Annotated in this window: 24 protein-coding genes; 6 read left to right on the top strand and 18 right to left on the bottom strand. The window is 69.6% G+C overall.

The window, feature by feature from the left end; genetic code table 11:
- Positions 1-10 precede the first annotated feature (10 nt).
- The 6 genes from nikE to ASD93_RS15555 form a co-directional block, all read right to left on the bottom strand.
- The gene (gene nikE, locus ASD93_RS15580) at positions 11-1681 is read right to left on the bottom strand and encodes a nickel ABC transporter ATP-binding protein NikE (protein ID WP_056125128.1); all 1671 of its coding nucleotides are present in this window, start codon (positions 1679-1681) and stop codon (positions 11-13) included.
- Positions 1678-2541: an ABC transporter permease gene (locus ASD93_RS15575; protein ID WP_056125125.1), complete on the bottom strand. Its 864-nt coding sequence runs from the start codon at positions 2539-2541 to the stop codon at positions 1678-1680. Before ASD93_RS15575 ends, nikE begins: the two co-directional genes overlap by 4 nt.
- Positions 2538-3491, bottom strand: coding sequence for an ABC transporter permease (locus ASD93_RS15570; protein WP_056125122.1), 954 nt, complete (start codon positions 3489-3491; stop codon positions 2538-2540). The genes ASD93_RS15575 and ASD93_RS15570 overlap by 4 nt, the downstream gene beginning before the upstream one ends.
- Positions 3492-3579: 88 nt before the next feature.
- On the bottom strand, positions 3580-5235 hold the full coding sequence (locus ASD93_RS15565) for an ABC transporter substrate-binding protein (protein ID WP_056125118.1): 1656 nt from the start codon (positions 5233-5235) through the stop codon (positions 3580-3582).
- A 52-nt stretch (positions 5236-5287) separates the two neighbouring features.
- Positions 5288-5749: a DUF3237 domain-containing protein gene (locus tag ASD93_RS15560; RefSeq protein ID WP_056125176.1), complete on the bottom strand. Its 462-nt coding sequence runs from the start codon at positions 5747-5749 to the stop codon at positions 5288-5290.
- Complete coding sequence (locus ASD93_RS15555; RefSeq protein ID WP_056125114.1) at positions 5749-7416, bottom strand: CocE/NonD family hydrolase; 1668 nt, start codon at positions 7414-7416, stop codon at positions 5749-5751. The genes ASD93_RS15560 and ASD93_RS15555 overlap by 1 nt, the downstream gene beginning before the upstream one ends.
- Positions 7417-7577: 161 nt before the next feature.
- Between ASD93_RS15555 and ASD93_RS15550 the strand changes: the two genes are divergently transcribed.
- Complete coding sequence (locus ASD93_RS15550; protein WP_056125111.1) at positions 7578-8150, top strand: TetR/AcrR family transcriptional regulator; 573 nt, start codon at positions 7578-7580, stop codon at positions 8148-8150.
- 18 nt (positions 8151-8168) lie between these two features.
- On the opposite strand, the gene ASD93_RS15545 is transcribed toward ASD93_RS15550, so the two are convergent.
- The gene (locus ASD93_RS15545) at positions 8169-8390 is read right to left on the bottom strand and encodes a three-helix bundle dimerization domain-containing protein (RefSeq protein ID WP_056125108.1); all 222 of its coding nucleotides are present in this window, start codon (positions 8388-8390) and stop codon (positions 8169-8171) included.
- Positions 8391-8481: 91 nt separating this feature from the next.
- Entirely contained in the window at positions 8482-10614 is a 2133-nt protein-coding gene (locus ASD93_RS15540) for an MMPL family transporter (RefSeq protein ID WP_056125104.1), read from the bottom strand.
- A gap of 81 nt (positions 10615-10695) precedes the next feature.
- Here ASD93_RS15540 and ASD93_RS15535 point away from each other — a divergent pair, with 81 nt between their 5' ends.
- On the top strand, positions 10696-11196 hold the full coding sequence (locus ASD93_RS15535) for a MarR family winged helix-turn-helix transcriptional regulator (protein ID WP_235566990.1): 501 nt from the start codon (positions 10696-10698) through the stop codon (positions 11194-11196).
- Between the two features lie 12 nt (positions 11197-11208).
- Here ASD93_RS15535 and ASD93_RS15530 read toward each other — a convergent pair whose 3' ends face one another.
- Complete coding sequence (locus ASD93_RS15530) at positions 11209-11853, bottom strand: LON peptidase substrate-binding domain-containing protein (protein WP_056125099.1); 645 nt, start codon at positions 11851-11853, stop codon at positions 11209-11211.
- A 275-nt stretch (positions 11854-12128) separates the two neighbouring features.
- Between ASD93_RS15530 and ASD93_RS15525 the strand changes: the two genes are divergently transcribed.
- Genes ASD93_RS15525 through ASD93_RS15515 form a run of 3 tightly spaced genes read left to right on the top strand, consistent with a single transcriptional unit; the run spans position 12129 to position 15261 of the window.
- Positions 12129-12659 (top strand): RNA polymerase sigma factor, encoded by a 531-nt coding sequence (locus tag ASD93_RS15525; RefSeq protein WP_056125096.1) that lies wholly within the window; start codon positions 12129-12131, stop codon positions 12657-12659.
- Complete coding sequence (locus ASD93_RS15520) at positions 12656-13993, top strand: TolB family protein (protein WP_056125093.1); 1338 nt, start codon at positions 12656-12658, stop codon at positions 13991-13993. The genes ASD93_RS15525 and ASD93_RS15520 overlap by 4 nt, the downstream gene beginning before the upstream one ends.
- Positions 13993-15261 carry a TolB family protein gene (locus ASD93_RS15515; protein ID WP_056125089.1) on the top strand — a complete coding sequence of 423 codons (1269 nt, stop codon included), beginning with the start codon at positions 13993-13995 and terminating at the stop codon, positions 15259-15261. The genes ASD93_RS15520 and ASD93_RS15515 overlap by 1 nt, the downstream gene beginning before the upstream one ends.
- A gap of 43 nt (positions 15262-15304) precedes the next feature.
- Here ASD93_RS15515 and ASD93_RS15510 read toward each other — a convergent pair whose 3' ends face one another.
- The 9 genes from ASD93_RS15510 to ASD93_RS15470 all read right to left on the bottom strand — a co-directional run bounded on the left by ASD93_RS15510 (position 15305) and on the right by ASD93_RS15470 (position 26073).
- Positions 15305-16228, bottom strand: a complete 924-nt coding sequence (locus ASD93_RS15510; protein WP_235566989.1) for a carbohydrate kinase family protein — start codon at positions 16226-16228, stop codon at positions 15305-15307.
- Entirely contained in the window at positions 16225-17799 is a 1575-nt protein-coding gene (locus ASD93_RS15505; RefSeq protein ID WP_235566988.1) for a glycoside hydrolase family 32 protein, read from the bottom strand. Before ASD93_RS15505 ends, ASD93_RS15510 begins: the two co-directional genes overlap by 4 nt.
- A 55-nt stretch (positions 17800-17854) precedes the next feature.
- Positions 17855-19306, bottom strand: coding sequence for a glycoside hydrolase family 32 protein (locus tag ASD93_RS15500; RefSeq protein ID WP_056125086.1), 1452 nt, complete (start codon positions 19304-19306; stop codon positions 17855-17857).
- Positions 19303-20334 carry an ABC transporter ATP-binding protein gene (locus tag ASD93_RS15495; protein ID WP_056125084.1) on the bottom strand — a complete coding sequence of 344 codons (1032 nt, stop codon included), beginning with the start codon at positions 20332-20334 and terminating at the stop codon, positions 19303-19305. The genes ASD93_RS15500 and ASD93_RS15495 overlap by 4 nt, the downstream gene beginning before the upstream one ends.
- A complete protein-coding gene (locus tag ASD93_RS15490; RefSeq protein WP_056125081.1) occupies positions 20331-21248 on the bottom strand; it encodes an ABC transporter ATP-binding protein in 918 nt (305 codons plus the stop codon). The genes ASD93_RS15495 and ASD93_RS15490 overlap by 4 nt, the downstream gene beginning before the upstream one ends.
- Positions 21245-22252 (bottom strand): ABC transporter permease, encoded by a 1008-nt coding sequence (locus tag ASD93_RS15485; RefSeq protein ID WP_056125079.1) that lies wholly within the window; start codon positions 22250-22252, stop codon positions 21245-21247. The genes ASD93_RS15490 and ASD93_RS15485 overlap by 4 nt, the downstream gene beginning before the upstream one ends.
- Positions 22253-22291: 39 nt before the next feature.
- On the bottom strand, positions 22292-23269 hold the full coding sequence (locus ASD93_RS15480) for an ABC transporter permease (protein WP_056125070.1): 978 nt from the start codon (positions 23267-23269) through the stop codon (positions 22292-22294).
- A 61-nt stretch (positions 23270-23330) separates the two neighbouring features.
- A complete protein-coding gene (locus ASD93_RS15475) occupies positions 23331-24998 on the bottom strand; it encodes an ABC transporter substrate-binding protein (protein WP_056125067.1) in 1668 nt (555 codons plus the stop codon).
- 58 nt (positions 24999-25056) lie between these two features.
- Positions 25057-26073 carry a LacI family DNA-binding transcriptional regulator gene (locus ASD93_RS15470; RefSeq protein WP_056125064.1) on the bottom strand — a complete coding sequence of 339 codons (1017 nt, stop codon included), beginning with the start codon at positions 26071-26073 and terminating at the stop codon, positions 25057-25059.
- Between the two features lie 209 nt (positions 26074-26282).
- Here ASD93_RS15470 and ASD93_RS15465 point away from each other — a divergent pair, with 209 nt between their 5' ends.
- A complete protein-coding gene (locus ASD93_RS15465) occupies positions 26283-26621 on the top strand; it encodes an ArsR/SmtB family transcription factor (RefSeq protein ID WP_056125062.1) in 339 nt (112 codons plus the stop codon).
- The last annotated feature ends 1 nt before the right edge of the window (position 26622 follow it).

The following is a 26622-nucleotide window of genomic DNA, read 5'->3' as shown; positions in this document are numbered from 1 at the left end:
GGCACTCGTTTCACTCGGGGACGACGGCGCTGCTGCGCGTCACGGTCGGGAGGGACTGCGTCCGCCCGAGCCGGCGGCGCTTCGGCGTCCATCCTTCCCGAGGGATGGACTCCAGCAGCAGACGGGTGTACTCGGCCTGCGGATCGTCGAGGATCTTCGCGGCCGTGCCGAACTCCTCGATCCGGCCCGCGCGCATTACGACGACGTGGTCGCACAGGCGACGGATCACCGTCAGGTCGTGCGTGATCATGAGCAGGGCGACTCCCGTCTCCCGGCGGATCCCGTCGAGCAGCGTGAGGATCTCGACCTGGGTCGTGACATCGAGCGCGGAGACCGCTTCATCGAGCACGAGCAGCACCGGGTCCGCTGCGAGCGCACGGGCGATCGCGACGCGCTGACGCTGGCCGCCCGACAGCGCACGCGGCCGCACGTCGAGCAGCGCCTCATCGAGACGCACCTGCGCCACCAGCTCGCGGATGCGCGCGTCCACGTCCTCCTTGGCGGCACCTCGACGATGGACGCGCACCGCCTCGGTGAGGCACTGCCGCACCGTCTGCCGACGATCGAGCGACTGGTACGGATCCTGGAAGACCATCTGCGCGATCTTCGCCCGATGGCGGCGATCCCGCCCGCTGCGAGCGGGGACGCTCCAGTCCTCGCCGCCGACCGTGATCGTGCCGCTGTCGGCGCGCTCGAGCCCGAGGAGCACGCGCGCCGTCGTCGACTTGCCCGAGCCGGACTCGCCGACGATCCCGAGGGATCCGCCGGCGGCGAGCTGCATCGACACCGCGTCCACCGCGACCAGCGTCTCGCGGCCGCGGTCGCCGCGCACCTGATAGGACTTGCGCAGGTCCGCGATCGAGAGGATCGGCGCCTCGTCCGCGGCATCCGCCCCGATGGGCGTGTCCTCGTCGAGGGCGGCGGACATGAGGAGCTTCGTGTACGGGTCCTTCGCGTCGCGGCGCATGGTCGCCGCCTGCAGGGTCTCCACGATCCGACCGTGCTGCATGACGTTGACCCGGTCGCAGACGGCGCCGGCCAGAGCCAGATCGTGGGTGATGAACAGGAGCGACAGGTCGCGGTGGGCGCGCAGATCCGCGATGACCGCCATCACCTCTTCCTGCGTCGTCACATCGAGGGCGGTCGTGATCTCGTCGGCGAGGAGGATGTCGGGATCCATCGCGAGGGTCGCCGCGATCATCATGCGCTGCAGCAGCCCGCCCGACAGCTCGGCGGGGAACTGCCGCATCCGCCGCGCAGGATCGGTGATCCCCACCTCGTCGAGGAGCTCGCGGGCCCGTCGATCGGCGGTCGACGCCTTCACTCCCGCGACGTGGACGAGCGCCTCCGTCAGGAAGTCGCCGATCGTCCGCAGGGGATTGAGGTGTGCGCGCGGCGTCTGGAAGATCATGCCGATCCGCCGGGCGCGCACGTCCCGCAGCGCGCGGGTGCTCATCGAGCCGATGTCCTCGCCGTCGATCCTGATCGTGCCGGCGGTGGTGAAGCCGTCCGGAAGCAGACCCGCGACGGCGCGCACCGTCAGAGTCTTCCCGGAACCTGACTCGCCGACGAGGCCCACGGCCTCGCCGCGGCCGACCGACAGACTGCTGCCGAACACGAGCTGCCTCGGCCCGGGAGCGAAGATATCGAGATCCTGGATCTCGAGCACGGCATCCGTCATCGCTCACGCTCCTCGACCCAGATGGTGACCCTCGCGCCGATGACCCCGACGGCGAGCACCGTGGCCACGACGAAGATCGACGGGAACAGGGACTGCTCGGGCGCCCCGGCGAGGATGCTGGCCTGACCGGCGGCGATCATCGAGCCCCAGTCAGGAGCGGGTGGCTGCTGCCCGAGGCCCAGGAACGAGATCGCGGCGAGGTCGAGCATCGCGTAGCCGAACCCGACGGCCATCTGCGCCGCGACGAGCGGGATGAGCGCGGGAAGGAGGTGGCGCAGCAGCATCGCGGCGCTCGACACGCCCTGAACCCGGAGCGCCGCGAAGTACGGCTTCCCGAGTTCGCGCGACGCGGCGGTCTGGGTGAGTCGTGCGACCACGGGGATGTACGCGATGGACAGCGCCACGATCGGCGCGATGAGCCCTTTCCCGAACATCGCGACCGCCAGCACTGCCAGCACGAGCCCGGGAATGGCGAAGATCACGTCGATCACCCGGGCGAGGGTTCCCGAGACCCAGCCGCCGAACCATGCCGCCGTCACCGCGAGGGAGAGTCCCAGCAGCGTGGACAGCACGACGACCATGATCGGGGCGAACACGCTCGCCTGCGCGCCGACGAGCACGCGGGAGAGGATGTCGCGTCCGACGTCGTCGGTCCCGAACAGGTGGGCGAGGCTCGGCGCGCCGTTGACAGGACCGACATAGAGCTCGTCGGCGGGGTACGGCGCGATCCAGGAGCCGACCAGCGCGATCACCACGACGATGCCGAAGACGACCAGCGCGAGCACGAACGTCCAGTCCTTCTTCGCGACGCGGCGTGCGACGCCCGGCACGGCGCCCTGCGCGATCTGGCCGACGCTCATGCCTGAATCCCCTCGGACAGGCTCGTCGGATCGATCGCGAAGCTGATCAGATCGGCGACGGCGTTGAGCACCACGAAGATGACGACCAGCAGCAGCGACACGATCTGCACGACGGGAAGATCGGCGCGCGAAGCCGCCTGCACGAGCAGCGAGCCGATCCCGCCGAGCCCGAACGCCACCTCGGCGATCGCCGATGCCGCGAACAGGCCCGCGATGGTCGTTCCCGAGATGGCCAGGAGCTGGGGTGACGCGTTGCGGAACACGTGGACGCCGAAGATGCGCCGTGCCGGGATGCCGCGCACCCGTGCGGTGTCGACGTGCTCGGAGTGCAGCTGTGCGACGAGGGCGCTGCGGGTCACGCGGCTGATGTACGCGATGAAGAGCACCGCCAGGGATACCGCCGGGAGAATGAGGTGCCACAGGCGGTCCCAGAACCCCTCGCCCGCGCCGTACACCGGGAACCACCCGAGCGTCTTCGCGAAGATCCAGATCAGCAGAATCGCGACGACGAACGTCGGCAGCGCCATTCCGAGCGAGGTGAGCACAGCGACCGTCCGGTCGGTGCGGGCTCCGCGGGTCGCGGCGAGGATGCCGGACCCGACGCCGAAGATGAGGATCAGGGTGAATGTCAGCAGCACGAGCTGCAGCGTGATCCCGAAGCGCGGCGCAACCAGCGACATCACGTCCGTCTTGTAGACGAACGACTGGCCGAAGTCGCCCTGGAAGACGCCGGTCAGCCACATCCAGTACCGCTCCCACACGGGAGCGTCCAGGTGGTAGGCGGCGCGGATCTCGGCGATGAGCTCGGGGGTCGGCTTCGCACCGCCGGCGAGCGCGGCGATCGGATCCCCGGTGAGCAGCACCGCTGAATAGATGACGATGCTCGCGAGGACCAGCGTCAGCAGCAGACCGCCGAGGCGTCCCAGCAGCGTTCGGGTGAGAGCGTTCACGTCCCTGTCCTCCTTTCTCCACGCCCGGTCTTGCCATCCTGCCGGGGTCGCGGCCGCCGCGTGACGGGCGCGGCCCCGGCAGGTCCTGTCACTTTCCGCCGAGGTGCAGCGCCCAGGGGCTGCTGTACGCGGCGATCGAGGTGACGACCCCGGTCAGATCCTTGCTGAGGTAGGTGAGCTGGTAGGTGCCGGCGAGGGTGACCTGCAGGTAGTCCGGCGCGAAGATCTCCTGTGCCGCGACGTACTCCTCCGCTGCGGTCGTGGGATCTGTCGCATTTCGCGCGGCCGCCATGTGAGCCGTGACCTCGGGGTTGTCGTACCCGCTCCAGTTGAAGAAGCCGCCGAGCTGCTCGGGAAGGAGGAACAGCGATGGGTAGCCGAGCACGCCCGGGGTTTCGAGGTAGCCCTGCGTCGCGACGAAGTCGACGCCTTCACGCTTGCTGGGGTCGTAGAACAGCGCTCCGAAATCGGATGCCTGCATCTCGTTGATCTGGATGTCGAGGCCGATCTCCTTGCCGGCGCTCTGAATGATCGCCGCGGTCTGCTGGAACTGCGTGGCCCCGGCGGGCACCGCGACGACGAGCGGAACGCTGAGGTCCTCACCGCTGGATTCGACGAGCTTCTTCGCGCCCTCGATATCGACAGTCGGCTCCGCGAGCGCCTCGTATCCGGCTTCGTAGATCGATGCCGCATCCATCGACTGGAAGGAGAAGGGCGGCACCAACGTCTTCTGCACGTAGCCGAGCCCGTTCACGACGGTGTCCAGATACTTCTCCCGGTCGATCGCCATGCTGAGCGCCTGGCGGATCTGCGGATTCGCGGCTGCACTGGTCGAGGATGCGGGGCCGAAGCTGTACGACGCGGTCGAGTTCCCCACCGTCAGGGTTCCGGCGCCATCGCCCTCGAACGCCGCGCGAGAGGACGGCGGAACGTTGAAGGCGCCGTCGATCTCGCCTGCCGTGAGCGCACTGGTGAGTGTCGAGCCGTCCGATACGAACGTGTAGGTGAGCTCCTTCACGAGCGGCGCACCATTCCAGTAGTCCTCGTTCGCCGTCGTGACGATATCGCTGCCGGGCGTCCAGCCGCCCTCTTCGAGCTTGTACGGACCGGTGCACATGAGGCCGCCGTCGGAGGTGCCGAGAGCATCGCCGACGGCCTCGCCGAACGCCTTCTGCATGACCGCGCCGCCCTGCCCGGCGAGCGCGTCGCGGAAGGTGGAGTCGGGGGCGACGAAGCGCACGGTGACCTCGTTCGGCGCGGTGGCGACGATGCCGACCGCGGGGTCCGGCACGACGAGGGCGAACGCGCCGTACCACTGCGAGGCGGGGTTCGTGCTCTGCTGCAGGCTGTAGACCACGTCGTCGGCGGTCACGGGGCTGCCGTCCCAGAACGTGACGTCGTCGCGCAGGGTGATCACGAACGTCGTCGGATCGACGAACTCCGCCGTCTCGGCGATGCCGGGCTCGATGGAGAAGTCCGGCTGGAGCGAGAGCAGGTTGTCGCACAGGTTCGGGATGATCAGGTTGGCCGAGCTGGCCGGGTTCAGCGTGGCCGGCTCGCCCTCGGCGATCGCCCAGGTGACCTCGTCGACGGGCTGTGTGCCCGCGGGCTGGGCATCCACGAGGGTGATCTCGCCGTTGCCGTCGCCATCGTCGGTGCCGCCCCCGTCTCGGGGCGCGCAGGCGGTGAGCACGAGCAGCGATGCGCAGGCGACAGCGGCTGCGGCGATTCCGATTCTCTTCATGCTGTTGTTCCGTTCGGATCGGGTGGTGATTTCGGGTGGTGGTGGTGGTGGGTTACTGCAGGAGGAAGACCCGGATGGCGACGTGGCCGTCGTCGTCCCGTGCCATGCCGATGAACTGGTTCTCAGCGAGCCAGCGGTGGGCGGGAGCATCCGTCTGGAAGACCGGAGCGGTTCGGAAGTACAGCCCGTCTTCGTCTTCGGGGATGTCCTCGCCCTTCTCCATCCGGGCGAGCTGTGCGCTCGTGGCGCGGAAGTAGCCGCGGTTCAGAATGTCGATCACGGCCCCGTCGTCGGCACGGATCAGGTACCGCGCTTCGAGCTGCGCCGTGCCGAACCGCTCGACGGCCCAGTCGCCGCCGCCGCTGAGGACTTCGCCGTTGAGCCGCGGACCGGCGACGGTGCCGCCGGACACCGGGGTGAACGAGAGCTTCTCCTCGGGCCCCCGGCCGATGTCGTAGTGCGGGTCGATCCGGGCGCGGATCTCGAAGACGAACTCCAGGGTGGGCTCGAGCATCACGACAGGTCTCCTTCGAGGACGGTGAGAGTCAGCGAGAAGGCGTCGCCCCCGCCGATGACCAGGGACTGGGTGTTGGCGCGCGTCTCCCCCCAGGTCCAGGGGTCGGCGCCGGTTCCGGTCTGCGGCAGGAACTCGGGGTAGTCGCTGCTGCTGACGTGCACGCGCAGGCGGTGCCCGGCGCGCAGTCGGTAGCCGATGTGCCCGAGGTCGACGTCGAGCGTCTCGGGGCGGCCGGCATCCAGGAGCTGGAGCTGGCCGCGGGCGATGCGCAGTGCGGTCCCGTCGGGCGCGACATCCAGCATCCGCGCGAACAGGTCCATCACCGGGCCGTCCGACGTCACCCTCGCCCGCGCCCTCACCGGTCCGGCCAGGTCGACGTCGGCTGCCGCCGGAGCGGACTCGAAACGCAGCACGTCGTCGCGGTCGCCGATCGGGGCCTCGTCGGGCTTGTGCAGCAGGTACGAGAAGGCGTCCGGGACGCTCGACGGAACGAGGTCGGCGGGATCGTGCACCCACCGAAGGGTCGCTTCGTCGTGCGGCCGAGCCGACGACAGCTCGCCCGCCGCGGTCGCGAAGAGCTCGACGGTGCGGGTGCCGGCGGGCGGCCACGACGTGCTCTCGCGCATCTCCGTCGTCCCGCCGAGGTTCCAGGCGACGCGCGGCACATCGGCGGGAGAGCCGTTGCCGCGGACGAACACCTCGAAGAAGGCGAGGGTCGGGTCGAGCGTGCGCGGCAGCAGTGCGCGGATCTGCGCTTCGCTGCGGTCCCACACGCGATCCTCGTCGGCGTCGAGCAGCTCGAACGCCTCGTGGTCCATCGGCTCGATGCGCAGGTAGTGGTGGGCGTCCCAGTTCGGGCGGGCCTTGAGCCGTTCGACGTCGGCCCACGAGAGCGGCGCGCAGTTGTCCCACCAGCCGATGGTGTGGAGCACGGGCACCGAGCGCCCGGCGAACGGGTCGCCCTCCGGGAAGCGGGGCAGGTGGACCGGGCGGGGGTACCACTGGTCGTACGAGAGACCGCGGTAGCCGACCTGGGCGATGAACTCCTCGGCCTGCGCGGCGAAATCGCGGCGAGACCAGTCCGGCTCCCACAGCACCATGTCGTTGTCGAAGAACTGGGTGAGCGGGTACATGTAGGTCACGCCCCACTCCACCCGGCGCGTGCGGTCGCTGCTGTCGCGGCGGACGGGTTCCCCGAGCGTGGTGCCGGTGACGCGGGGCGAGATGGCCTTGAGAGCCGGATGCCCGCTGGCGGCGGCCGCCCACTGCGTGTAGCCGTAGTAGCTGTCCCCCCACATCGCGACACGGCCGTTGGACCACGGCTGCTGGACGATCCACTCGATCGTCGCGTGGCCGTCGTCGACCTCGTTGACGAACAGCAGCGCGTCGCCGCCGGAGCGGAACTTGCCGCGCACGTCCTGCGCGACGACGCGGTACCCGTGCTGCGTGAAGTACTCGGCGATCAACGGGATGAAGCAGTACACGCCCGACTTGTCGTACGGCAGGCGGATGAGGACGGTGTCGCCGGGGGTCTCATCGGCGGAGTCGGGTGCGCCGGGAAGGTAGACATCCGTCGCGAGGAGCACTCCGTCGTTCGCGCGAACCCGCGCCGGGAACGAGAGCGGGCTCTCCGGCATCGGGGGGATGCGCACAACCTCAGGCATGTCTTTCCTTCCAGATCGCGGCGACGTCGCCGGTGTTGAGACCACACGTTATGCATCCCGCCCAAGTTAGTCAAGTCCGACTAGACTAGAATTAATCGCGTCGTTACACTGGCGATGAAATGGCACATCCGCCGGCACCCCGGCGGGAGAGGAGACCGTCGATGGCACGCCCGTCCGTCGCCGTCGAGCGTCGCGAGCAGATCGTGGACGCGACGATGACCACGATCGCCGAGTACGGCATCCGCGGCGCGACGCTCGACCGCATCGCCGACACCGCCGGCATGTCGCGCGGCCACGTGCGCCATTTCGTCGGCAACCGCGATCGCCTCCTCCTCGACACCGCGGTGGCCGTCTTCGCCGACGCGAGCGGAGAGCCGGGCTCGCTCCTCCCCGCGGAGGTTGTCGACATCGACGGCGCCATCGACTACCTGTTCGGCGTGCCGTTCCTCTCCCCCGACCGCGACAACGCCGTGGTGCTGGGCCTCGTGGAACTGTCCCGCACCACGCCCGAGATCGCCAACGTGCTCACCGTCGCCTACACGGCGACCCGCATGCAGCTGGCGCAGCTGGTGGCGCAGGAGCATCCGGATGCCGCACCCGACGCGTGCGTCACGGTCGCCTACGGCGTGCTCACCTGCGCGCTCGGCTCGGTCTTCCTCGGCGACTTCGACGCCGACCCGGCGCGCATGACGCAGTCCCGCGCCGCCGCCGAGGCGCTCCTCGCCACGCTCTGACGCAGAGCTGGGTCCGAGTCACCCCTCGGAGCGCGGGGGGCGTTCGGCCTTGACCCGCATCTTCGCTTCACGCTCCGCGAGCACGGGCACGAAGTCGCGGACCTTCGCCGTCGTCATCTCCGCGCGGACTTCGTCCACGATCGCCGTGACGCGCTCTGGCGGGACCTCGGGATACTTCTCGCTCAAACGCGCGAGGATCTCCCGGAACGCGGTGTCCTCATCGATCCCCTTGTCTGCCACAGCTCCTCCTCGTGCTCGGTGACCGAAGGCTACCCCGCGGCGCTCCGACCCGGCCAGCGCGCCATGCCCCGAAAACGCGTCACCGGGCAGGTCAGCGGACCTCGGCCATCGCCTGTCGTTCGGTCACCTCGGCGGGGGGCACGGCCAGCGCATCGAGGTGGCGGGCTGCGGCATCCGCATCGCTGATCTCGGGCTTGCGCGGCCACCAGAACCGATCTCGCGTGATGAACGCCATCGCCGGCACGATGACGGTGCGCACGAGCAGCGTGTCGATGAGGACGCCGATGCAGACGATGACGCCGATCTGCGTGAGCGTGATCAGAGGGAGCACGCCCAGCACCGCGAACACCGCCGCCAGCAGGATGCCGGCGCTGGTGATGACGGCGCCGGTCGCGGCGAGACCCCGGATCATGCCCTGGGTGGTGCCGAGGGTGCGCGCCTCCTCCTGCGCCCGTGTCACGAGGAAGATGCTGTAGTCCACGCCCAGCGCGACGAGGAAGAGGAAGCTGAACAGCAGGACGTTGGTGTCGATGGCAGGGAAGCCGAAGAGCGGGGACTGGAAGAGCCACCAGCTCGCCCCGACGGCGGAGAAGTAGCTGGCGACCACGGCCAGGAGCAGCAGCAGCGGCGCGACGATCGCGCGCAGCAGGATCACCAGCACGATCAGCACGACCACGAGGATCAAGGGGATGATCAGCGCCTGATCGCGCGCCTGCGCCTGGGCGACGTCGAGAGATCGGGCGTCCAGCCCGCCGACCAGGGCACCCGACGCATCCGACTCGGCGAGCGCGTCGCGCATCCGCTCGACCGTCGCGAACGACTCCGGGGTCTCGGCAGCGTCCGACAGCACGACGTCGATGCGGGCGAGATCGCCCGACTCCTCGCTGACGGCGGCCGTGTCGACCCCGTCGACGTCGAGGAGCGTCGCGACAGCGTCGTCGGCGTCTTCGGCGGCCACGACGACGGTCGCGGGCGAGCTGGTGCCCGCCGAGAAGGTATCGGCCAGGACCTCCTGACCCTGCACCGCCTCGGGCTTCTCGAGGAAGCGGTCGCTCTGCGACAGGCCGGTCTGAACGAAGAAGAGCCCGCTCGCGAGCGCCGCGAGCACGGCGAAGCCCCCGACAGCGACGATCACCGGGCGACGCGAGACGGCGCGGCCGAGGCGCCCCCACGGGCTGCGGGAGATCGCATCGGGCGAGCCGAACTTGGGAACGTAGGGCCAGAAGAGCCCCCGGCCGAACAGCACGAGGGCCGCCGGCAGCACGATGAGTGCGAACGCCATCGCCACGAGCACACCGACCGCGCAGGCGAGACCCAGCGCACGGTTGCCGGCGATCTCGGCGAACAGCAGCGTTCCCAGGGCGAGCGCGACGGTCGACCCGCTCGCGATGATCGCGGGTCCCGCACCGCGCAGCGCCCGGCGCATCGCCTCGCGGCGGTCGCTGTGCAGTCGCAGCTCGTCACGGTACCGGGCGATGAGCAGGAGCGCGTAATTCGTGCCGGCTCCGAAGACGAGCACGGAGAGGATGCCGGAGATCGAGGCGTCCAGGACGATGCCGGCGGCGCTCGCCACTCGGGCGGCGACGATGCCGGCGACCGCATCGGCGACGCCGATGACGACGAGCGGCACGATCCACAGCCACGGGCTGCGGTACGTCACGATCAAGAGGATCGCGACGACGATCACCGTGGTGAGGAGGAGCGTGAAGTCCGCTCCCGCGAAGACCGCTGCGACGTCGACCTCGAAGCCCTCCGGGCCTGTCAGGTACACCCGCACGTCCTCGAGGTCCGCGGCGGCCGCCTCGCGGATCTCGCCGGCGCGCTCGGCCTGGCGGTCGACGTCGGCTTCGGGATCGAGCGGAACCACCAGAAGTGCGACGGTCCCGTCATCGGATACCTGGGCGGGAGGCACGAAGCCGTCAGGGGTGAACTCCGCGAGGTCGCCGGTCGCCTTGGCACCGATCAGCGCGAGGGTCTCGGGTGAGAGGTCGCCCTCGTCTGCGGCGAAGACGAGCAGCGCGGAGGTCGTGTCGGCGCTCGGGAAGTCCTCGAGGAGGTCGTCCACCTGCGCGGACTCGGCGGAGTCGGGCAGGCCCGCGGTCGGGGCCGTTTCCGACTCGGACCCACTGCCGAGCGCGAAGAAGCCGCCGGCCACCAGCGCCGCCAGGACGAGGACGACCCACGACGTCTTGGCGGAGGTCACGAAGCGAAGAAAGCCGTCCACGGGCCTGCCTTTCCTAGTTTGCCTTGTTACTAGATTGTCTAGTAACTAGGCAGACTTCGCAAGCGGCGATACAATCGGATCATGGACGGCGAGGCATCGATCCCGGTGAAGACCGCCTCCGAGCCTCTCGGAGACCGCGGGCCGGCCGTGCGCGAGGCCACCATGCTCCTGCGGGCGGTCATCGAGATGAGCGATCTCTTCGAGAAGCGACTGCAATCCCACCTGACCGTGAACCCCACCGACCTCGAGGCCATGGAGCATCTCCTCTCGTCGGGCCCACTGGGGCCCAGCGAACTCGCGCGACGGCTGCACGTCTCGACGGCATCGACGACGACCGTGGTCGATCGGCTCGTCGCCCTCGGGCACGTCACGCGGGAGGCGCATCCGACCGACCGGCGGGGCGTGCTCGTGGTGCCGACCGACGCGTCGCGCCGCCGCGCGATGTCGGTGCTCATGCCGATGATCCTCGACATCGACGCGGTCCTCGACCGCTACCCGGCCGAGGAGCGGTCGGTCATCACCGACTACCTCGCCCAGGTGGTCGATGTGTACCGGTCCCACACGACACCGGACCACGACTGATCGCTGCGCCGCTCAGCGCGGGTCGTCGTCATCCCCCTCGCGCGCGTCGGCGGCGCGGGCGATGAGCACCGGCTCCTCCTCGAGCGACAGGTCGATGAGGGCGCGGAGCAGCCCTCCGAGACGGGTCGACGTCAGCAGGCGGAATCGGTCGTACTCGCCCAGCGGTGCGATCGCGGCGAGCTGCCAGGACGACTCCACAGGGTCATCGGAGAGCGGCGCGTCGGGATCCCATCGACCCTCTCCGAGAATCGACGCGAGCGTCGCGATGCGGCGAACGACCCGCTCCGCTTCACGGCGCAGCGGTTCGAGTGCGTCGTCCCAGACGAGCGAGGGGATGATCGACACCTCGGCGATCGGGTACGGGTCGTCCTCGCGCCACCTGTCGACGGAGATGCGCTCGCCGCCCACCGCGACCACGTACAGGTCCTCGGCACCCGCCTCGATCTGCAGGATGCGCGCCATGGTGCCGACCGGGCTCCGCTGATCCCCGCCTCCGGCCTCCAGTCCGCGCTCGATGAGTACGATCCCGAACTCCGGGTCCTCCTCGTCGAGCAGCCGCCCCATCATGGTGAGGTAGCGCGGCTCGAACACCCTCAGCGCGACCGGGGTGTACGGGAACAGCACGCTGCCGAGCGGGAACATCGCCACGGCGTCCATGCGCACCAGTCAACCAGCCGACGCTCGACCTCGACTGATCCGCGCCCCCCAGCTTGCCGAGAACGCGCTTGTGTCCTCGACACGGCGAGTTGGGCGGACACAAGTGCGTTCTCGGCAAGCGGGCGGGTCAGACCAGGCTCTTCGTGTGCCAACCAGCCGACGACAGGTGCGGGGCCGACGGCAGGAGGACACTGGGACCGATACGCGCGGACGAGACGCGTGGGGAAGGTGGCGTCGTCCGTGAACCTTTTCCGGGCTCGCGGACATTCAAGGGTATGGACGAACCCGACGCGACGGACTGGGCTCGGGTCTGCGCAGGCGACCCGGCCGCCCTGGGTGCGCTGTTCGACCGCCACGAGGCACGGCTGTTCCGCCACGCACGGCGGCTGCTGACGGCTCGCGAAGATGCGAAGGATGCCGTCACCATCGCGTTCTTCGAGCTGTGGCGAAAGCGCGCCACCGTCCGGCTGGTCGACGGCTCGCCGCTCCCGTGGCTCCTGAACACGGTCGCGCACTCTGCCCGCAACCTCGAGCGGTCGAGCCGCCGGTACCGCACCCTCATCGCTCGCGCACCGCGACCGCAGGCGGACGAGGGCCCGCACGGGCCCGATGAAAGCGGAGTGCTGGCAGCGCTTCGGCGACTGCCTGCCAGGGAGCAGAGCGTCGTCGTCCTGACGATCCTCGAGGGCTACCCCGAGCGCGATGTGGCGCAGACCCTCGGCATCCCCGTCGGCACCGTGAAGTCGCGTCTGTCACGAGCGCGCGGCAAGCTCCGCGATGAGATGACCGCGTTGGAGGCATCATGAGCATTCACGACGACAAGCTCACGGCCCGAGAGCACGACGACATGCGCGATCTCGTCATGGCCGGCACCCAGAGCATCCCGCAGGCACGATCCACCCGTGCGCCGTTCGTCGCCGGCGCCGTGGCCCTGCTCCTGGTCGGCGCGCTCACCGGCGGCATCCTCACCGCGACGCTGCGGGAGGACGGCACCACCGTGCCGATCGCGACCCCGAGTCCGAGCCCCGAGGCGGACGCCCCCGCCTCCCCGGTCGCGTACTCGTCCGGCTTCTTCGAAGGAGACATCTACGTCGTGAACCCGGGCTCCGCTCCTCGCCGCATCATCGGCTCCGACGTCGACGCGCTCGATCAGATCTGTCCCGCGTTCTCGCCCGACGGCACGCGCCTCGCCTCCGGGCAGGCGATGGGAGACGGCCAATCCGGCTGGCAGAGCGCGGCTCTCGTCATCAGCGACCTCGGCTCCGACGGTGAACCGACCGGCTCCGTGCAGATCCCTGTCGACGGCGTCGGGCAGCCGCCCTGCCCGATCTGGTCGCCCGATGGCCAGTGGGTGGCGTTCGGCGGCGGCACGACCGACGCGCAGCTCCCGGCGAGCTTCGACCAGGTCTGGCTGGTCCACGTCGACAGCAGAAGCACTCGCGTGATCAACGTGAACACCACCGACATCGAGTGGTCCGCCGACAGCACTGGGTTCTACGTCGCCGGCGACAGCCTCCGCCGGTACGACATCGGCGAAGCAGACCTCGGGCCCCGCATCCCCGGAACCCAAGGTGTGGTCGCGCTCACCGCCTCGCCCGACGGCGCCGCCCTCGCGGTCGAGCGGCAGCAGCCCGGCTCGATGGAGCGAGTCGATCTGGTGCTGATGGGCACGGACGGATCCGACCAGCGAATTCTCGCCGAGGGATACACCCGTGCGCGCGGCATCGGGCCGGTGTGGTCGCCCGACGGCGAACGGATCGTCTTCCAGCGCACGTGCACACGCAACTGCGCCGACCTCTCCGCCGAGCTCCGCCAGGACGAGATCGTCATCATCAGCGTCGCCGAAGACGACCCCTCGGGTCCGATGGGGACGCCGACGGTGCTCGCTCCCACCCAGACGACCGAAGGCAGCGAGCCGCGGCTGTGGATTCCGGTCACCCTGAGCTGGGGGCCCGACAGCAGCACGCTCCGCTTCATCGGATGGGAGCTGAGCCCCTCGGGCGAGATGGCCTCGGGGTCCGGTCTGCTGACCGTGCCCGTGGACGGGGCCGCCGCGCCGGCCGTCCTCTGGGAGACCCCCGAAGGAATCGGCGCGTACTCCGCGATCCCGCAGAACGACTTCCAGAGCTGGAGGAAATGATGAGCGCACGATCGGTGATGATGAGCGCAGGCGCTGCCGCGCTGCTGTTCACGCTGGCAGGCTGCGCAGGCTCCGCCCCTCCCCCCTCCGCCTCTCCCACGCCGGACTCCGTGAGTTCCGTCGACGGCGGGTCGCGCACCGACCCGGCCGGCGGCTGGATCGCGCTGTCGGCCGGGTGGGAGGCGGGCGACATCATGCTCGGCAGCGGCGGCGGCGACGCCGCGCATCGCATTGTCGGGGCGGACGGCGACGGCATCCTGCGTCAGTGTCCGGCGTTCGCGCCCGACGGGGTGAGGCTGGCGTTCGGTTCGTCGGCGGGCACGGACGGCGACTGGCATGATGTCGCGCTCGTCATCGCGGAGGTGTCCGCCGACGGGCAGGCATCCGTCACACAGCAGTTCGCCCTCGACGGCCTCACGAACGGGCCGTGCCCGATCTGGTCGCCGGACGGCCAGCACATCGCGTTCGGCGCGCTCACCGACGGCCGCCGTCCGGTGGTCCCGGCGTCCGAGGTGTGGATTCTGGACGTCGGCACCGGCGAGATCGAACGGGTGACCGGCCTGCGCACGACCGATATCGAATGGGATCCCGACGGATCGCGGCTGTACATCGCCGACGACAGCGGCATCCTGGCCTATTCACTGACCGACTCACGCACGCGCACCATCGACGACACCGCACCTGCGAACGCGCTCACGGTGTCGCCCGACGGCGGGATGCTGGCGGTCGAACGGCGGCGGGTCAGCGCGGCCGACCGGTACGAGCTCTGGCTGATGGACGAGGACGGGTCCGGCCAGCGCAAGGTCGTCGAGGAGTACCCGCGGATGCACGGCATCGGACCGGTGTGGTCGTCGGACGGCGCGCACATCGTCTTCCAGCGCACGCGTGAGACCTGCGCGACGACGGGAGAACCGACGGACAACTGCCCGGAGCAGCACGAGGTCGTCGTCCTGACGCTCGGCATCGCCGATTCGGCGGTTCCCGCCGTCACCGAAGCCGTCCTCGCGCCCCCGCAGACGGGTGAAGGCGACGACGCGCTGCTGTGGTTCCCCTACAGCGTCGTCTGGTCACCGGACGGCTCCGCTCTCCTCTTCCTCGGCTGGCCGGAGGCCCGCGACGCGCTCGGCGACGTCGTGCTGGGTCCGGAAGGAGTGCTCGTCACCTCGGTCGACGGGACGGCACCACCGGTGATCGTGCACCAGGGGGACGGTATCCGGGTGTACTCGTCCAAGCCCATGAACACGTTCCAGAGCTGGGCTGTGGGGTGAGCGGGCGAGTGCTCAGGCCGTCGATCCTGCCAACGGTCGTCGTTCAGGCGCCCTCGAGTTCCTCCCGCCACGGCGGATCGGCTCCTGGTCGCGAGACCGTGACCGCGGCCGCGCGGGCGGCGCCTTCGAGCATGCGCGTAAGGCTCTGCGGGCTGATCTCCCGGAGTGCGCTCCGCGCCTCCGCGCCTTCGCAGCCTGATTGCACGAGTCCGTCGATCAGTGCGCCCATGAAAGTGTCCCCTGCCCCGACGGTGTCCACGACGTCGACGCGTTCGGCGGCGACGCGCACGCGGCCGCTGCGCGTGAGTGCGACGGCCCCGCCGCCTCCGAGCGTCACGACGACGACCGCCGGCCCCGACGCGAGCCACGCCTCAGCCGTCTCCAAAGGATCCTTGTCGGGGCAGAGCCACGCGAGATCCTCGTCACTGGCCTTCACGAGGTCGGCGACGGCGACCCAGGCTTCGACGCGGGCACGGGCCTCCTCTCGACTGGGCAGCAGCGCGGGGCGGACGTTCGGGTCGAAGGTCAGCAGTGCGCTCTGCCGCAGCGAGCGGACCAATCGCGTCACATCGGTCGCGCCGGGCTCGAGCAGCGCCGCGATCGATCCCGTGTGGATGATGGATGCCGGGAGCCCCGCGCCTGCGCCCAGGAGAGCCCAGTCGAGGTCGAACTCGTACGTCGCCGAGCCGGAGGCATCCAGCCGAGCCGTCGCCGTCGCCGTCCGCGGGGCGTCCGCTGCGACGACTCCGACCCCCGACTGAGCGAGCCAGGCCCGGACCCGTTCACCCCGCTCGTCGTCGCCGAGTCGGGTGAGCAGAGTCGGCGTGTGACCGAGGCGGCCGAGGGTGAGAGCGACGTTGGCGGGGCTGCCGCCGGGTGACTCGTCCACGCCGCCGTCCGCTCGTCGCACGACATCGACGAGCGCTTCGCCGACGACGAGCACCGACGTCGACCCGACGGCGCTCACCTCCGAGTGGCCTTGAGCTCGCGCACCGTCAGTCCCCGGAACGTCGCCGTCCCCTCGTGTGCGTACAGCCGGATGCGATCGTCGCCTTCGAGCGGGAACACCCGGTGCGAGTGCACGATGCGTCCGTCGCCCACGAAGACTTCCACACTCGTCCGATCGACCAGCACGCGGATCACGAGACGTCCCGCCGACGGGTCGATGGGCGTCTGCGACTCGCCGCCGGTCGGGTTGATCGTCGGCCGGCGATTGACGTAGACGAACGGGCCGCGCAGGAAGGCGCCCGCCGCGACATGGCGGCCGCCACCCGGCGCACGGCACACCTCGATGCCGATGTTCGCCGGCGGAGCGGCGGGATCCCACACCAGCTCGCAGGTCAGGTCGTACGCGAGTGATCGCACATCCAGGTCGCGGGTGCCCGATACGGTGACGTCACCCAGCCGATGGGTGCGTCCGGCGTAGTCGGCGAGCGCGGCGGTGGGCGTCGACGCGAGGTAGTAGCCGTCGCTTCCGGCCCTGAGCCGCACGTCGCGCACGATCATGTCGTCGCCGTTGTAGCCGTCGGTGGCGAGGGTCGGAGTGTTGTGCGGGTAGTCCCAGAAGTTCGACCAGCCGATCGCACGCCGGAGCGAGGCATCCTCGGCCCCGGAGGCGTCGTGATGCGGGTAGGTCACCGCGCCGTAGAAGTCGAACCCGTGATCGAGCCACTGCGGCTCGTCGTAGTCGGGCGCGAACGCGACCCCGTCGAAGGACCCGGTCCAGTAGGCGTAGGTCGCCGGCAGTCCGCGACCCTTGCCGTTCGCGCTGGTGCCGAGCACCCAGTGCGACGTGCCGTCGTCCGCCGTCATGAGGAAGAGGTCGGGGCACTCGAGCAGACCGATGTCGGTGCGGACGAACTCCCCCACCCGCGTCCAGGACCGAAGATCCGGCGACGCGTAGAACCCGAGCTTGTGCCCTTCTGCATTGGCCATGAACCAGCGGCCGCGGTCGGCATCCCAGATGACCTTCGGGTCGCGGAAGTCGTGAACGCCGGGGTTCGGCAGCACCGGGTCGGAGCCGCCCGCCCGGAACGTCGCACCGCCGTCGGTGGAGTACCAGAGGTACTGCGCCTGGCGACCGTTCGGCGCCTGGGTCACGAGCGCGATCACCGCCCCCTCGCCGTAGCCGGCGGTGTCGTGCTCGTCGACCACGAGACTCCCCGACCAGCAGTCGCCGTTGCCGTCGGAGAACTTCGGGATCGCCACGCCACGGTCGCGGAACGTCACGTGGTCGCGCGTGGTGGCGCGTCGCCACGACGTGCCCCCGCCGCCCTGCAGGTAGTCGGCGTTGTACAGGTAGTAGTAGTGGTACTCGCCGCCGACGTAGATGGGACGCTGCGGGTCGTTCTTCCAGTTGTCGGGAACGCTGAAGTGGTAGACGGGCCGCATGCGCGAGCGCCCTTTCGTCGGGGTGCTGGAGGAGGACACGGATGCCGAGGCACCGCCGGTCTCGGCCATTGCGAGCGAGGCGCCGAGAGCGGCGGCTCCCGCGCCGGTGAAGAGAGCGCGGCGCGAGACCGCAGAGGACTCCGTCATGAGTCACCTTCCTGTCGCGGCGGCACCGACGCCGCCTGGGAGTGAGCGCCCGCCGTCATCGTGCGGACGCCATGGGCCACGCGCGCATCGACGCCGACGCCCGGTCGAGTGCCACCGCGACGCCGACCGCGTCGGCGCGCGTCGGATAGACGCGGGCGGCGAGCGGCACCCCGTTCGCGAACGCCTCCAGCGCGGAATGGTCGATGAGGATGCGGAACCGCACGATCTCGTCGTCGCCGAGCGGCACGGTCCCCGACAGCGGCAGGGCGTCCGTGGTCTGGTCGAGGCTGGACGCGGCGCGGTCGAGCGACAGCTCGATCGCGTCGCCGCGCCGCTGCAGCCGGTACACCGTGCGCTCGGCTCCGTCCGCGGTCGCGAGGAGGGCAACGTCGACGGAGCCCCCCTCGTCGAGCCGGACATCGAGTTCGAGGTCGAGCTGATCCCCCGACACCCGGTCGCCCACCACGGCGGCGTCGCCGTCGAACTGCGCGGCGAGCCGCAGACGGTCGATCTCGGGTGCCACGGCCTGGTGGAGGGAGCCGTCGGCGCGTGCCGTCACGACGCGAGGCAGCGACATCACGCCGGACCAGCCGGCGACGAGGGTCGCGGCATCCGATCGTCCTTCCTGCATCCAGCCGAACATGACCCGCCGACCCGCCTCGTCACGGAACGACTGCGGGGCGTAGAAGAACCGGCCGCCGAGGTCGAGCCGGTGCAGCTCCCGCGGCTCGAACGAGTCACCGCGGTACTGCCCCGTCCAGTAGAGAGGGTGATGAGTGACGCCCTCATCCCATGCGGAGAACACGAGCACGTCGGCGTCGTCCACACGGAACAGATCGACGCACTCCCACATCGTGCCCGTCCAGTCGGCGGCGGCGCGGTCCTGCGCGGTGTGGTCGCCGACGAGCAGGGGCCCGACGTAACGCCACGACCGGAGGTCGTCGGAATCGTAGAGGAGAGCGGTGCCGCCCACGTCGCGGATGCCCGAGCCGATGATCTGACGCCACCGGCCGTCCTCCCGCCACACGCAGTGGTCGCGGAAGGCGACGATGTCGAGGTCGGCGGGGGGTGCGGCGAGCACGGGGTTCGCGGCATCCTTCGTCCATTCGACGAGCGCGGCGTCACCGGTGGCGACGCAGGGCAGCTCCCTGCCGTCGTGGCGTCCGGAATAGACGAGCGTCGGCACTCCGCCGTCGTCGACGAGCACCCCCGACCAGCAGCCCTCGGCGTCGGGGCCGACGCTCGGCTCGAGAGCGATCGGCAGGTGCTCCCAGTGCACGAGGTCGCTGCTGCGCGCGTGCCCCCAGTGGATGCTCTCGTGCACCGGCGCGTAGGGGTTGTGCTGATAGAAGAGGTGAAACCAGCCGTCCCGCTGCGTCAGCCCGTTCGGGTCGTTGAGCCACCCCGCCGGCGCCACGAAGTGGAACGCCGGTCGGTGCCGGTCGCGCTCGGCGCGACCCGCGAGGTCGGGCGCGATCGTCGTCGTGGTCAGTGGATGGGCGGTCATGCGGCGTCTTCCTCATCGTCGGCTGGCAGTTCGAGCGCGGTCCCCGGCGCATCGGCGGGCGGGGCGTACCGCCCGCAGCGCACCCAGTGCTCGGGCGTGTCGCTCAAGCGGTGGAACACCGGCTCCTCGCTGGAGCAGGGCTCCGTCGCGGTCTCCGCCCAGGGGCATCCGGTCGGCGTGAGCACCTCGCGGCGCAGACGGGCCCGCTCGACGGGGTCGAACGGCGCGATGCGCTTCGGGTCGGGAACCGCCGAGATGAGCAGCCGGGTGTAGGGGTGGGCGGGGTGGGCGAGCAGCTCCATCGCGTCTCCGCCCTCGACGAACTCGCCGGCGAACATCACGACGATGCGATCGGCGAGATAGCGCGCAGACGCGAGGTCGTGCGTGATGTAGAGCATCGAGATGCCCTGCTCCTCGCAGAGGCTGCGCATGAGGTTGAGCACGCCGATCCGAACCGAGACGTCCAGCATCGACGTCGGCTCGTCGGCGAGGATGAGCCGGGGGTTCACCGCGAGCGCGCGAGCGATGGCGATGCGCTGCCGCTGACCGCCCGACAGCTCGTGCGGGTAGCGGTCGAGCATCTCCTCCGGCAACCCCACCTTCGCCATGAGCCGGCGCTTGGCCTGCTCGATCGCTGCGCGGCCGGAGGCGGCGCCGTGGATGCGCAGCGGGCGCTCGAGGAAATGCCCGATCCGGTGGACGGGGTTCAGGGACCCGAACGGGTCCTGGAAGATCATCTGCACCGCCGAGCGGTACTCTCGGGTCGCGCGCCGCTTGGAGGTGGCGATGATGTCTTGGCCCTCGAAGAAGAACGTGCCGTCAGACGGCTGCTCGAGGCGGGCGATACAGCGGGCGAGCGTGGACTTGCCGCTTCCGGACTCGCCGACGAGGGCAACGATCTCCCCGTGCGCGATGTCGAGGTCGACCCCGCCGAGGGCTCGGACCTGCTTGCGTGAGAAGGAGCCCCCGATCGTGAAGGTCTTCTTCAGGCCGCGTGTCGAGAGCACCGGAGTGTTCTGGTCGGTCATGCGATGCCCTCCGAGATCAGTTCGTCTTCCGTGTGCGGCGCAACCCAGTGGGTCGGCGTCACCGGTTCCAGGTCGGGGATGTCGCGGAATCGCACGCCCTCGCCGAGGCCACGAAGACGTGTGCGCGGCCCCGACATCGGCGGGAACGCGTTCATCAGCGCGCGGGTGTACGGATGCTCAGGCGCGTCGAGGATCTCCTTCGCGGGCGCGGTCTCCACGAATCGGCCGGCATACATGACGGCCATCCGGTCGGACAGTTCGACCATCAGCGAGATGTCGTGCGTGATGAAGAGGATCGCGAATCCCAGCTGCTGCTGGAGCTCCTTGATCTGCGCCATGATCTCCTGCTGCACGACCACGTCGAGCGCCGTCGTGGGCTCATCCATGATCAGCAGCGGGGGCCGCAGCGCGGTCGCCATGGCGATGACGACACGCTGCCGCATCCCACCGGAGAGCTGATGCGGGTAGGCCCGCAGGCGTTCCTGCGGGATGCCGACGAGATCGAGCAGCTCACCCGCTCGCGCCAGCGCGGACTTCTTCGATGCGCCCTCGTGAGTGGTGAAGATGTCCGCGATCTGGTCGCCGATCGTCATGACGGGGTTCAGCGAGTTCATCGCGCTCTGGAACACCATCGCCACCTGGCGCCAGCGGAAGTCCCGCAGTTCGTCGGCGTTCAGTGCCAGCACGTCGGTTCCGGCGAAGCGGATGGATCCCCCGGCGATGACGGCGGGGTCGCGCAGGAGGCGCAGAATCGCATTGGCGATGGTCGACTTGCCGCAGCCGGACTCCCCGGCCAGGCCGAACACCTCGCGTTCGGCGATCGAGAACGTGACCCGATCGACCGCGCGCACCGTGCGGGCCTCGGTGACGTACTCGACGCTGAGGTCTTCGACCTCGAGGAGGGGAGTGCTCATCGGGTCTTCTCCTTCTGCGATGCCGGCGCTGAGGGGTTCCCCGCGGATGCCGCCACCCGCGTGGGCTCGTCGGGGGTGGTGCGTCGTCGAGGCCGGCGCAGGCGGGGGTTCGTCGTCTCGTCGACGCCGTAGTTGATCAGGGCGAGGGCGAACGCGACGAGGGCGATGCAGACGCCGGGAGGGACGAACACCCACCAGGCGCCGGTGAGGAGGGCGCCGTCGTTGCTCGCCCAGTAGAGGTTCGTTCCCCAGCTCACGGTGCTGATGTCGCCGAGGCCCAGGAACTCGAGGCCGGCCTGGGCGCCGATGCCGAAGATCACGCAGGCGAGGAAGGTGCTCATGACGATGGACGCCATGTTCGGCAGCATCTCTCGGAACATGATGCGGAGGCCTCCTTCACCGGTCACCTGCGAGGCGCCGACGAAGTCCTTGCCGCGGATCGACAGCGCCTGGGAGCGCAGCACCCGCGCCGACCCCGCCCAACCGGTGATGACGAGCACCAGGATGACGGTGCCGAGTCCCTGCGGCAGGAATGCCGCGAGGATCACGAGGAGCGGCAGGCCGGGCAGCAGGAGGAACACGTTGGTGACGAGCGACAGGAGGTTGTCGACCCAGCGCCCGAGATAGGCCGACGCGAGGCCGACGACGAGGCCGACGAGCAGTGCCAGGATCCCGACCGAGAAGCCGACGAAGAGGGAGGAGCGAGAGCCCCAGATGTTGAGGGCGAGGACGTCCTGGCCTTTCGCCGTGGTGCCGAGCCAGTGCTCGGGCGACGGCGGCTGGGAGCCCAGTCCCGTGATGAGGTTGGGGTCTCCGGGCGAGATGACCGGCGCGAACAGTGCGACCAGCACGAACACGACGAGGATCACGATGCCCGCGACCGATTTCGCATTGCTCACGAGGCCCCGGAGGAGCCCGCCGCCACCGCGCCGGCGGGGCGGAGGCGGAGCGCCCTGAAGCTGGCCGTCGGGGCCGGGTCCCGTGCCGAGTTCGAGCTCGGCCATCGCCTGGGGATTCTGTGCGAGTGACATCGCGCGCTCCGTTCAGCTCACGCGCACGCGCGGGTCGAGCCGCACGTACACGATGTCCACGAGGAAGTTGGCGATCAGCACGAAGGTCGTGATCGTCAGGAAGAGCCCCTGCATCAAGGGGTAGTCGAGGTTCTGCACTGCCGAGAGGAGCGTGTAGCCGATCCCGGGGTAGGCGAAGACGACCTCGGTGAGGAGTGCGCCGCCGACGAGGAAGCCGAGCGACATCCCGAACGCGGTGACGGACGGCAGCAGCGCGTTGCGGGCGGCGTAGTTCGTCCGGACGCGGTTGGGGCGCAGGCCCTTCGCCTCGGCCATGACGATGTAGTCCTCGGCGTTCGTGGCGATCATCGTGTTGCGCATGCCGAGCATCCAGCCGCCGATCGAGACGAGCACGATCGAGGTGGCCGGCAGGACGAGGTGGTAGGCGACGTCGCCGATGAACGCGAGGGAGAACTCGGGAGTCATCCCCACGCCGTAGGCATGCCGCACCGGGAACCAGCCCAGGGTCACGCCGAAGACGTAGAGCAGACCCATGGCGAGCCAGAAGTAGGGGAACGAGCCGATGAAGATGAGGAACGGCGGGACGTAGGAGTCGAGCACGCCGCCGCGGCGCCAGGCAGCCAGCACACCCAGCACGTTGCCGAGGATGACCGCGATGATGAGCGAGACGAATCCGAGGAGGAGCGTCCAGCCGATGACACTTCCGATGACGTCGATCACGGGCGTCGGGAACCGCGAGATCGAGAATCCCAGATTGCCGGTGAACAGCTGCCCGAGGTACCGCAGGTACTGCTCCCACAGCGGAGCGTCGCTGAGCCCGAACGACTCCTTCAGCGCCTCGATCTGATCAGGGCGCAGCTGACCCTGCAAGCGCGCGACCATGCGCGAGACCGGGTCTCCCGGCATGAAGCGGGGGAGGAAGAAGTTGAGGGTGATCGACACCCAGAACGCGACGAGGTAGAACCCGAAGCGTCGAAGCATGTATCCCATGGTGTGACTCCTTGGCCGTCCTGCTGCGCCGCCGCGGCGACGCAGCAGGACGACCCGTATCTCAGCCGCCGGTGACCGGCTCGAGGGTGGTGAGGACGAGGACTGTCGTCCGCGAGCGCGTCGACAGCGTCGCGTACGGGTTGTCCTCGGTGGGCCAGCCGGTGAATCGCTCATTGCTGGCCGCGCCCCACTCGGGGCCGGGGAACAGCGGTGCGACCGGAGCGTCCTCGGCGAAGAGCGCCTGCAGCTGGTTCGCGATCTCGTGCTGCGCGTCCTCGTCGGAGGCCGCGGCGAACTCTGCCAGCAGAGCGTCGGCCTCGGGGTTGCCGTAGCGGTGGTAGTTGTCGAACGTCTGCTCGCCGACCGGCTTGACCGTCTCGGTCCCCATCACGCCGCGATAGAACTGGTACGGCGTGGGCGCGTTGGCGCTCCAGACGATGCCGGAGTCGAACGTGCCGTTCTCGTACCCGGCCACGACGTCGCCCCAGTCCTTCGCGGCGACGGTGACGGTCACGCCCAGCTCCGCGAGGTTCTGCGAGATGACATTGCCCACCGACACCCAGTCGCTGGAGGTGGAGCCGACCGAGAAGTCGAAGGCGAACGGCGTGCCGTCGGGCAGCACGCGCGTGCCGTCGGCACCGAGAGTGATGCCCGCGGCATCCAGCAGGTCCGCCGCACCTTCCAGGTCACGGTTCGTCCACGTGCACGACTCGACGACCGCGTCGTCGCGCCACGCGTCGTACGAGCCGCTCAGTCCGGTGCAGTCGGCCGGATAGGTGTAGCCCTGCATCCCGATTTCGGTGACCTGCTCACGATCGACGGCCATCGAGAGCGCCTTGCGCACATCCGGGTCGTCGAACGGCGCCTTCGTGGTGTTGAACTGCCAGTTGATCATCGAACCCGTGGGCGGGAACCAGTAGAACCGGTTGTCGGGGTCCTTCGCGACGTAGGCCTCCTCGATGTTGGGGATGAACTGCGGCGCCCAGTCGACGTCGCCGTTGGCCGCGGCGAGGTTCGCGCCGTCGTTGCCCGCGAATGCCAGCATGCGGATGCCCTCGATCTGCTGCTTCTCGGGCTGCCAGTACTCGGGGTTCTTCCCGAGGTCGAAGGACTGCGCCTGGAAGCTGGTGACCTCGGTGTAGGGCCCGGTGCCGACCGGCTCCTCGTTGGCGAACTTCGTGGGGTCTTCGACCTCGCTCCAGATGTGGGCCGGTGCGATGATCTGCTGCCCGATGTCGAGCAGCGCGGGCGAGAACGGCTGATTGAAGTCGAACTGCACGGTGAGCGGGTCGACCGCGGTGACGGTCTCGATGTAGTCGAAGCCGCCGCGGATCTCACGCTGCAGGTCGAACGACATCACGACGTCGTCGGCGGTGAACGGCTCGCCGTCGGACCAGTTCACGCCGTCGCGCAGCTGGTAGGTGATCCCCATGCTGTCCGGGGCCACCTCCCATTCGGTCGCGAGCCAGGGGGTCGTGGAGCCGTCCGCCGGGTTGTATATGAGCATCGACTCGTAGATCGCCTGCTGCGTCATCGGGAACTCGGGGTTCGAGAACGGATTGAAGTTGCGATCGAACGTTCCCATGTCCTCGCGCGGAATCGTGAGGAGCTGAGTGCCGTCCGAGGAGTCGGCGGAAGTGCTTCCGCCGCCACTGCAGCCCGTCAGCACGAGTGCCGCCGACGCCGCGAATGCGGCGGCGATGAGCACCGCTTTCCGGTGAACTGTCATGATGAGGTGTTCCTTTCTTCATTGAAGCCAGGGGCTGCGCGTCGGACGGGATGTCCAGTCACACCGACGCGCGTTCGAGGAGCGGGCAGTCGACCGTCACGGTTTGCGTGGCGGTCGACTGACCCGCGATGATGCCGGCGAGGAGTTCCACGCCTTTTGCGCCCATCGTGTCGAAGGGCAGCGCGACCGTCGTCAGTCCGGGTCTCAGGTACGCAGCGATGAGTTCCTGATTGTCGAATCCGATGACGGCAACGTCGTGGGGGATGCGCAGTCCGCGCTCCTTGATCGCGTCGTAGGCGCCCATCGCCATACGGTCGTTGGCGCAGAAGAGCGCCGTGGGCGGGTCGGCCAGGTCGAGGAGGGCGGATGCCGCGTCGTAGCCACCGTCGGCGGTGGCGTGCCCCGAGATCTCGAGGCTCTCGTCGGCTGAGATGCCCGCCTCGCGCAGCGTCTCGTGGAAGCCGATTCGCCGGCCGACGGCAGCCGGGATGCCGGGATCGAGGTTGACGAACCCGATGCGGCGATGCCCCGCCGCCAGCAGGCGCTCCGTGGCCCGGCGCCCGCCGGCGCGCTCGTCGGGGACGACCGCGGGAAACCGGCCCTCGCGATCGAAGCAGTTCACGAGCACGGTGGGCACCTCACGGGCGATGTCGGGGAGGGTCACCGCGCGATGCCACGTCGCCGCATAGAGGAGACCCTCGACCCGCTGCTCGAGAAGCCGCTCGATCACCGCGGTCTCGGCGGCGGGGTCGGATTCGGTCGATGCGATCAGCAGGTACTTCTGGTCGACGAGAGCGCGGTCTTGCGCGCCCTTGATGATGTCGACCGCGAACGGCGCCGTCACGATCTCGGTGACGAGTCCGTACCAGTCGCTTCGCTGATTCGCGAGCGCGCGTGCGCCGGCGTTCGGCCGGTAGCCGAGCTCCGCTGCGACGGCCAGGACCCGGGCACGCGTCTCGTCAGCGAGCGCGACGGAGTCCCTGCCGTTCAGCACCAGCGAGACCGCCGTGCGCGAAACGCCGGCGTGACGCGCGACGTCCTTCATCGTGACCGGGCGGGGAGTCGTCTTCGACATGGGTGGTGCTTCCGTCTGCGGGTTAGCGGCACTAACACGGGTTAGTAGGCTCGGAAGGAAGGCTAACTCGCGTTAGTGAAGCCTGTCAAGGATGACTTTCTGTGGGCTGGGCCCGCCGCGCGCTAGCTGGCGCGCTAGACACGAACAGATGAGGGCAGGCGCCCACCCGCTGGTTGACTCAGCCGACGGGCAGTGGCATAGTTAGGTATATGCCTAACTATCCGGAGGATGTGGATGCTGTGCTCCGCGCCCTCGCGGACCCTACTCGTCGCGCGATCGTCGAGAGGCTGTCGGTGTCGCCGGCGGTGGTGTCGGAGCTGGCCGCGCCGTTCTCGATGGCGCTGCCCTCTCTGCTCCAGCACCTCCGCATCCTCGAGGCCGCTCGCGTGATCACCTCCACCAAGCAGGGACGGGTGCGCACGGTGACGCTCCGCCCCGGGGCACTCGACGTCCTGCACCTGTGGCTCGACGAGCTCAGGACGCCGGCCGAGCAGCGCGCCGACCGCCTCGGCATCCACCTCGCTCGCACCCTCCCGAAGGAGACCTGAC

The sequence above is a fragment of the Microbacterium sp. Root180 genome, assembly GCF_001428485.1.
Taxonomy (GTDB): Bacteria; Actinomycetota; Actinomycetes; order Actinomycetales; family Microbacteriaceae; genus Microbacterium.
This window is presented reverse-complemented; position numbering and strand designations above follow the sequence as displayed.

Coding starts and splice junctions, on each gene's coding strand:
- ASD93_RS15515 (WP_056125089.1), top strand. CDS start 13,993: ATGAGCGCACGATCGGTGATGATGAGCGCAGGCGCTGCCGCGCTGCTG.
- ASD93_RS15535 (WP_235566990.1), top strand. CDS start 10,696: ATGGACGGCGAGGCATCGATCCCGGTGAAGACCGCCTCCGAGCCTCTC.
- ASD93_RS15480 (WP_056125070.1), bottom strand. CDS start 23,269: ATGGGATACATGCTTCGACGCTTCGGGTTCTACCTCGTCGCGTTCTGG.
- ASD93_RS15525 (WP_056125096.1), top strand. CDS start 12,129: ATGGACGAACCCGACGCGACGGACTGGGCTCGGGTCTGCGCAGGCGAC.
- ASD93_RS15550 (WP_056125111.1), top strand. CDS start 7,578: ATGGCACGCCCGTCCGTCGCCGTCGAGCGTCGCGAGCAGATCGTGGAC.
- ASD93_RS15560 (WP_056125176.1), bottom strand. CDS start 5,749: ATGCTCGAGCCCACCCTGGAGTTCGTCTTCGAGATCCGCGCCCGGATC.
- ASD93_RS15495 (WP_056125084.1), bottom strand. CDS start 20,334: ATGACCGACCAGAACACTCCGGTGCTCTCGACACGCGGCCTGAAGAAG.
- ASD93_RS15565 (WP_056125118.1), bottom strand. CDS start 5,235: ATGAAGAGAATCGGAATCGCCGCAGCCGCTGTCGCCTGCGCATCGCTG.
- ASD93_RS15465 (WP_056125062.1), top strand. CDS start 26,283: ATGCCTAACTATCCGGAGGATGTGGATGCTGTGCTCCGCGCCCTCGCG.
- ASD93_RS15490 (WP_056125081.1), bottom strand. CDS start 21,248: ATGAGCACTCCCCTCCTCGAGGTCGAAGACCTCAGCGTCGAGTACGTC.
- ASD93_RS15575 (WP_056125125.1), bottom strand. CDS start 2,541: ATGAGCGTCGGCCAGATCGCGCAGGGCGCCGTGCCGGGCGTCGCACGC.
- ASD93_RS15520 (WP_056125093.1), top strand. CDS start 12,656: ATGAGCATTCACGACGACAAGCTCACGGCCCGAGAGCACGACGACATG.
- ASD93_RS15505 (WP_235566988.1), bottom strand. CDS start 17,799: ATGACGGAGTCCTCTGCGGTCTCGCGCCGCGCTCTCTTCACCGGCGCG.
- ASD93_RS15530 (WP_056125099.1), bottom strand. CDS start 11,853: ATGGACGCCGTGGCGATGTTCCCGCTCGGCAGCGTGCTGTTCCCGTAC.
- nikE (WP_056125128.1), bottom strand. CDS start 1,681: ATGACGGATGCCGTGCTCGAGATCCAGGATCTCGATATCTTCGCTCCC.
- ASD93_RS15500 (WP_056125086.1), bottom strand. CDS start 19,306: ATGACCGCCCATCCACTGACCACGACGACGATCGCGCCCGACCTCGCG.
- ASD93_RS15470 (WP_056125064.1), bottom strand. CDS start 26,073: ATGTCGAAGACGACTCCCCGCCCGGTCACGATGAAGGACGTCGCGCGT.
- ASD93_RS15555 (WP_056125114.1), bottom strand. CDS start 7,416: ATGCCTGAGGTTGTGCGCATCCCCCCGATGCCGGAGAGCCCGCTCTCG.
- ASD93_RS15485 (WP_056125079.1), bottom strand. CDS start 22,252: ATGGCCGAGCTCGAACTCGGCACGGGACCCGGCCCCGACGGCCAGCTT.
- ASD93_RS15475 (WP_056125067.1), bottom strand. CDS start 24,998: ATGACAGTTCACCGGAAAGCGGTGCTCATCGCCGCCGCATTCGCGGCG.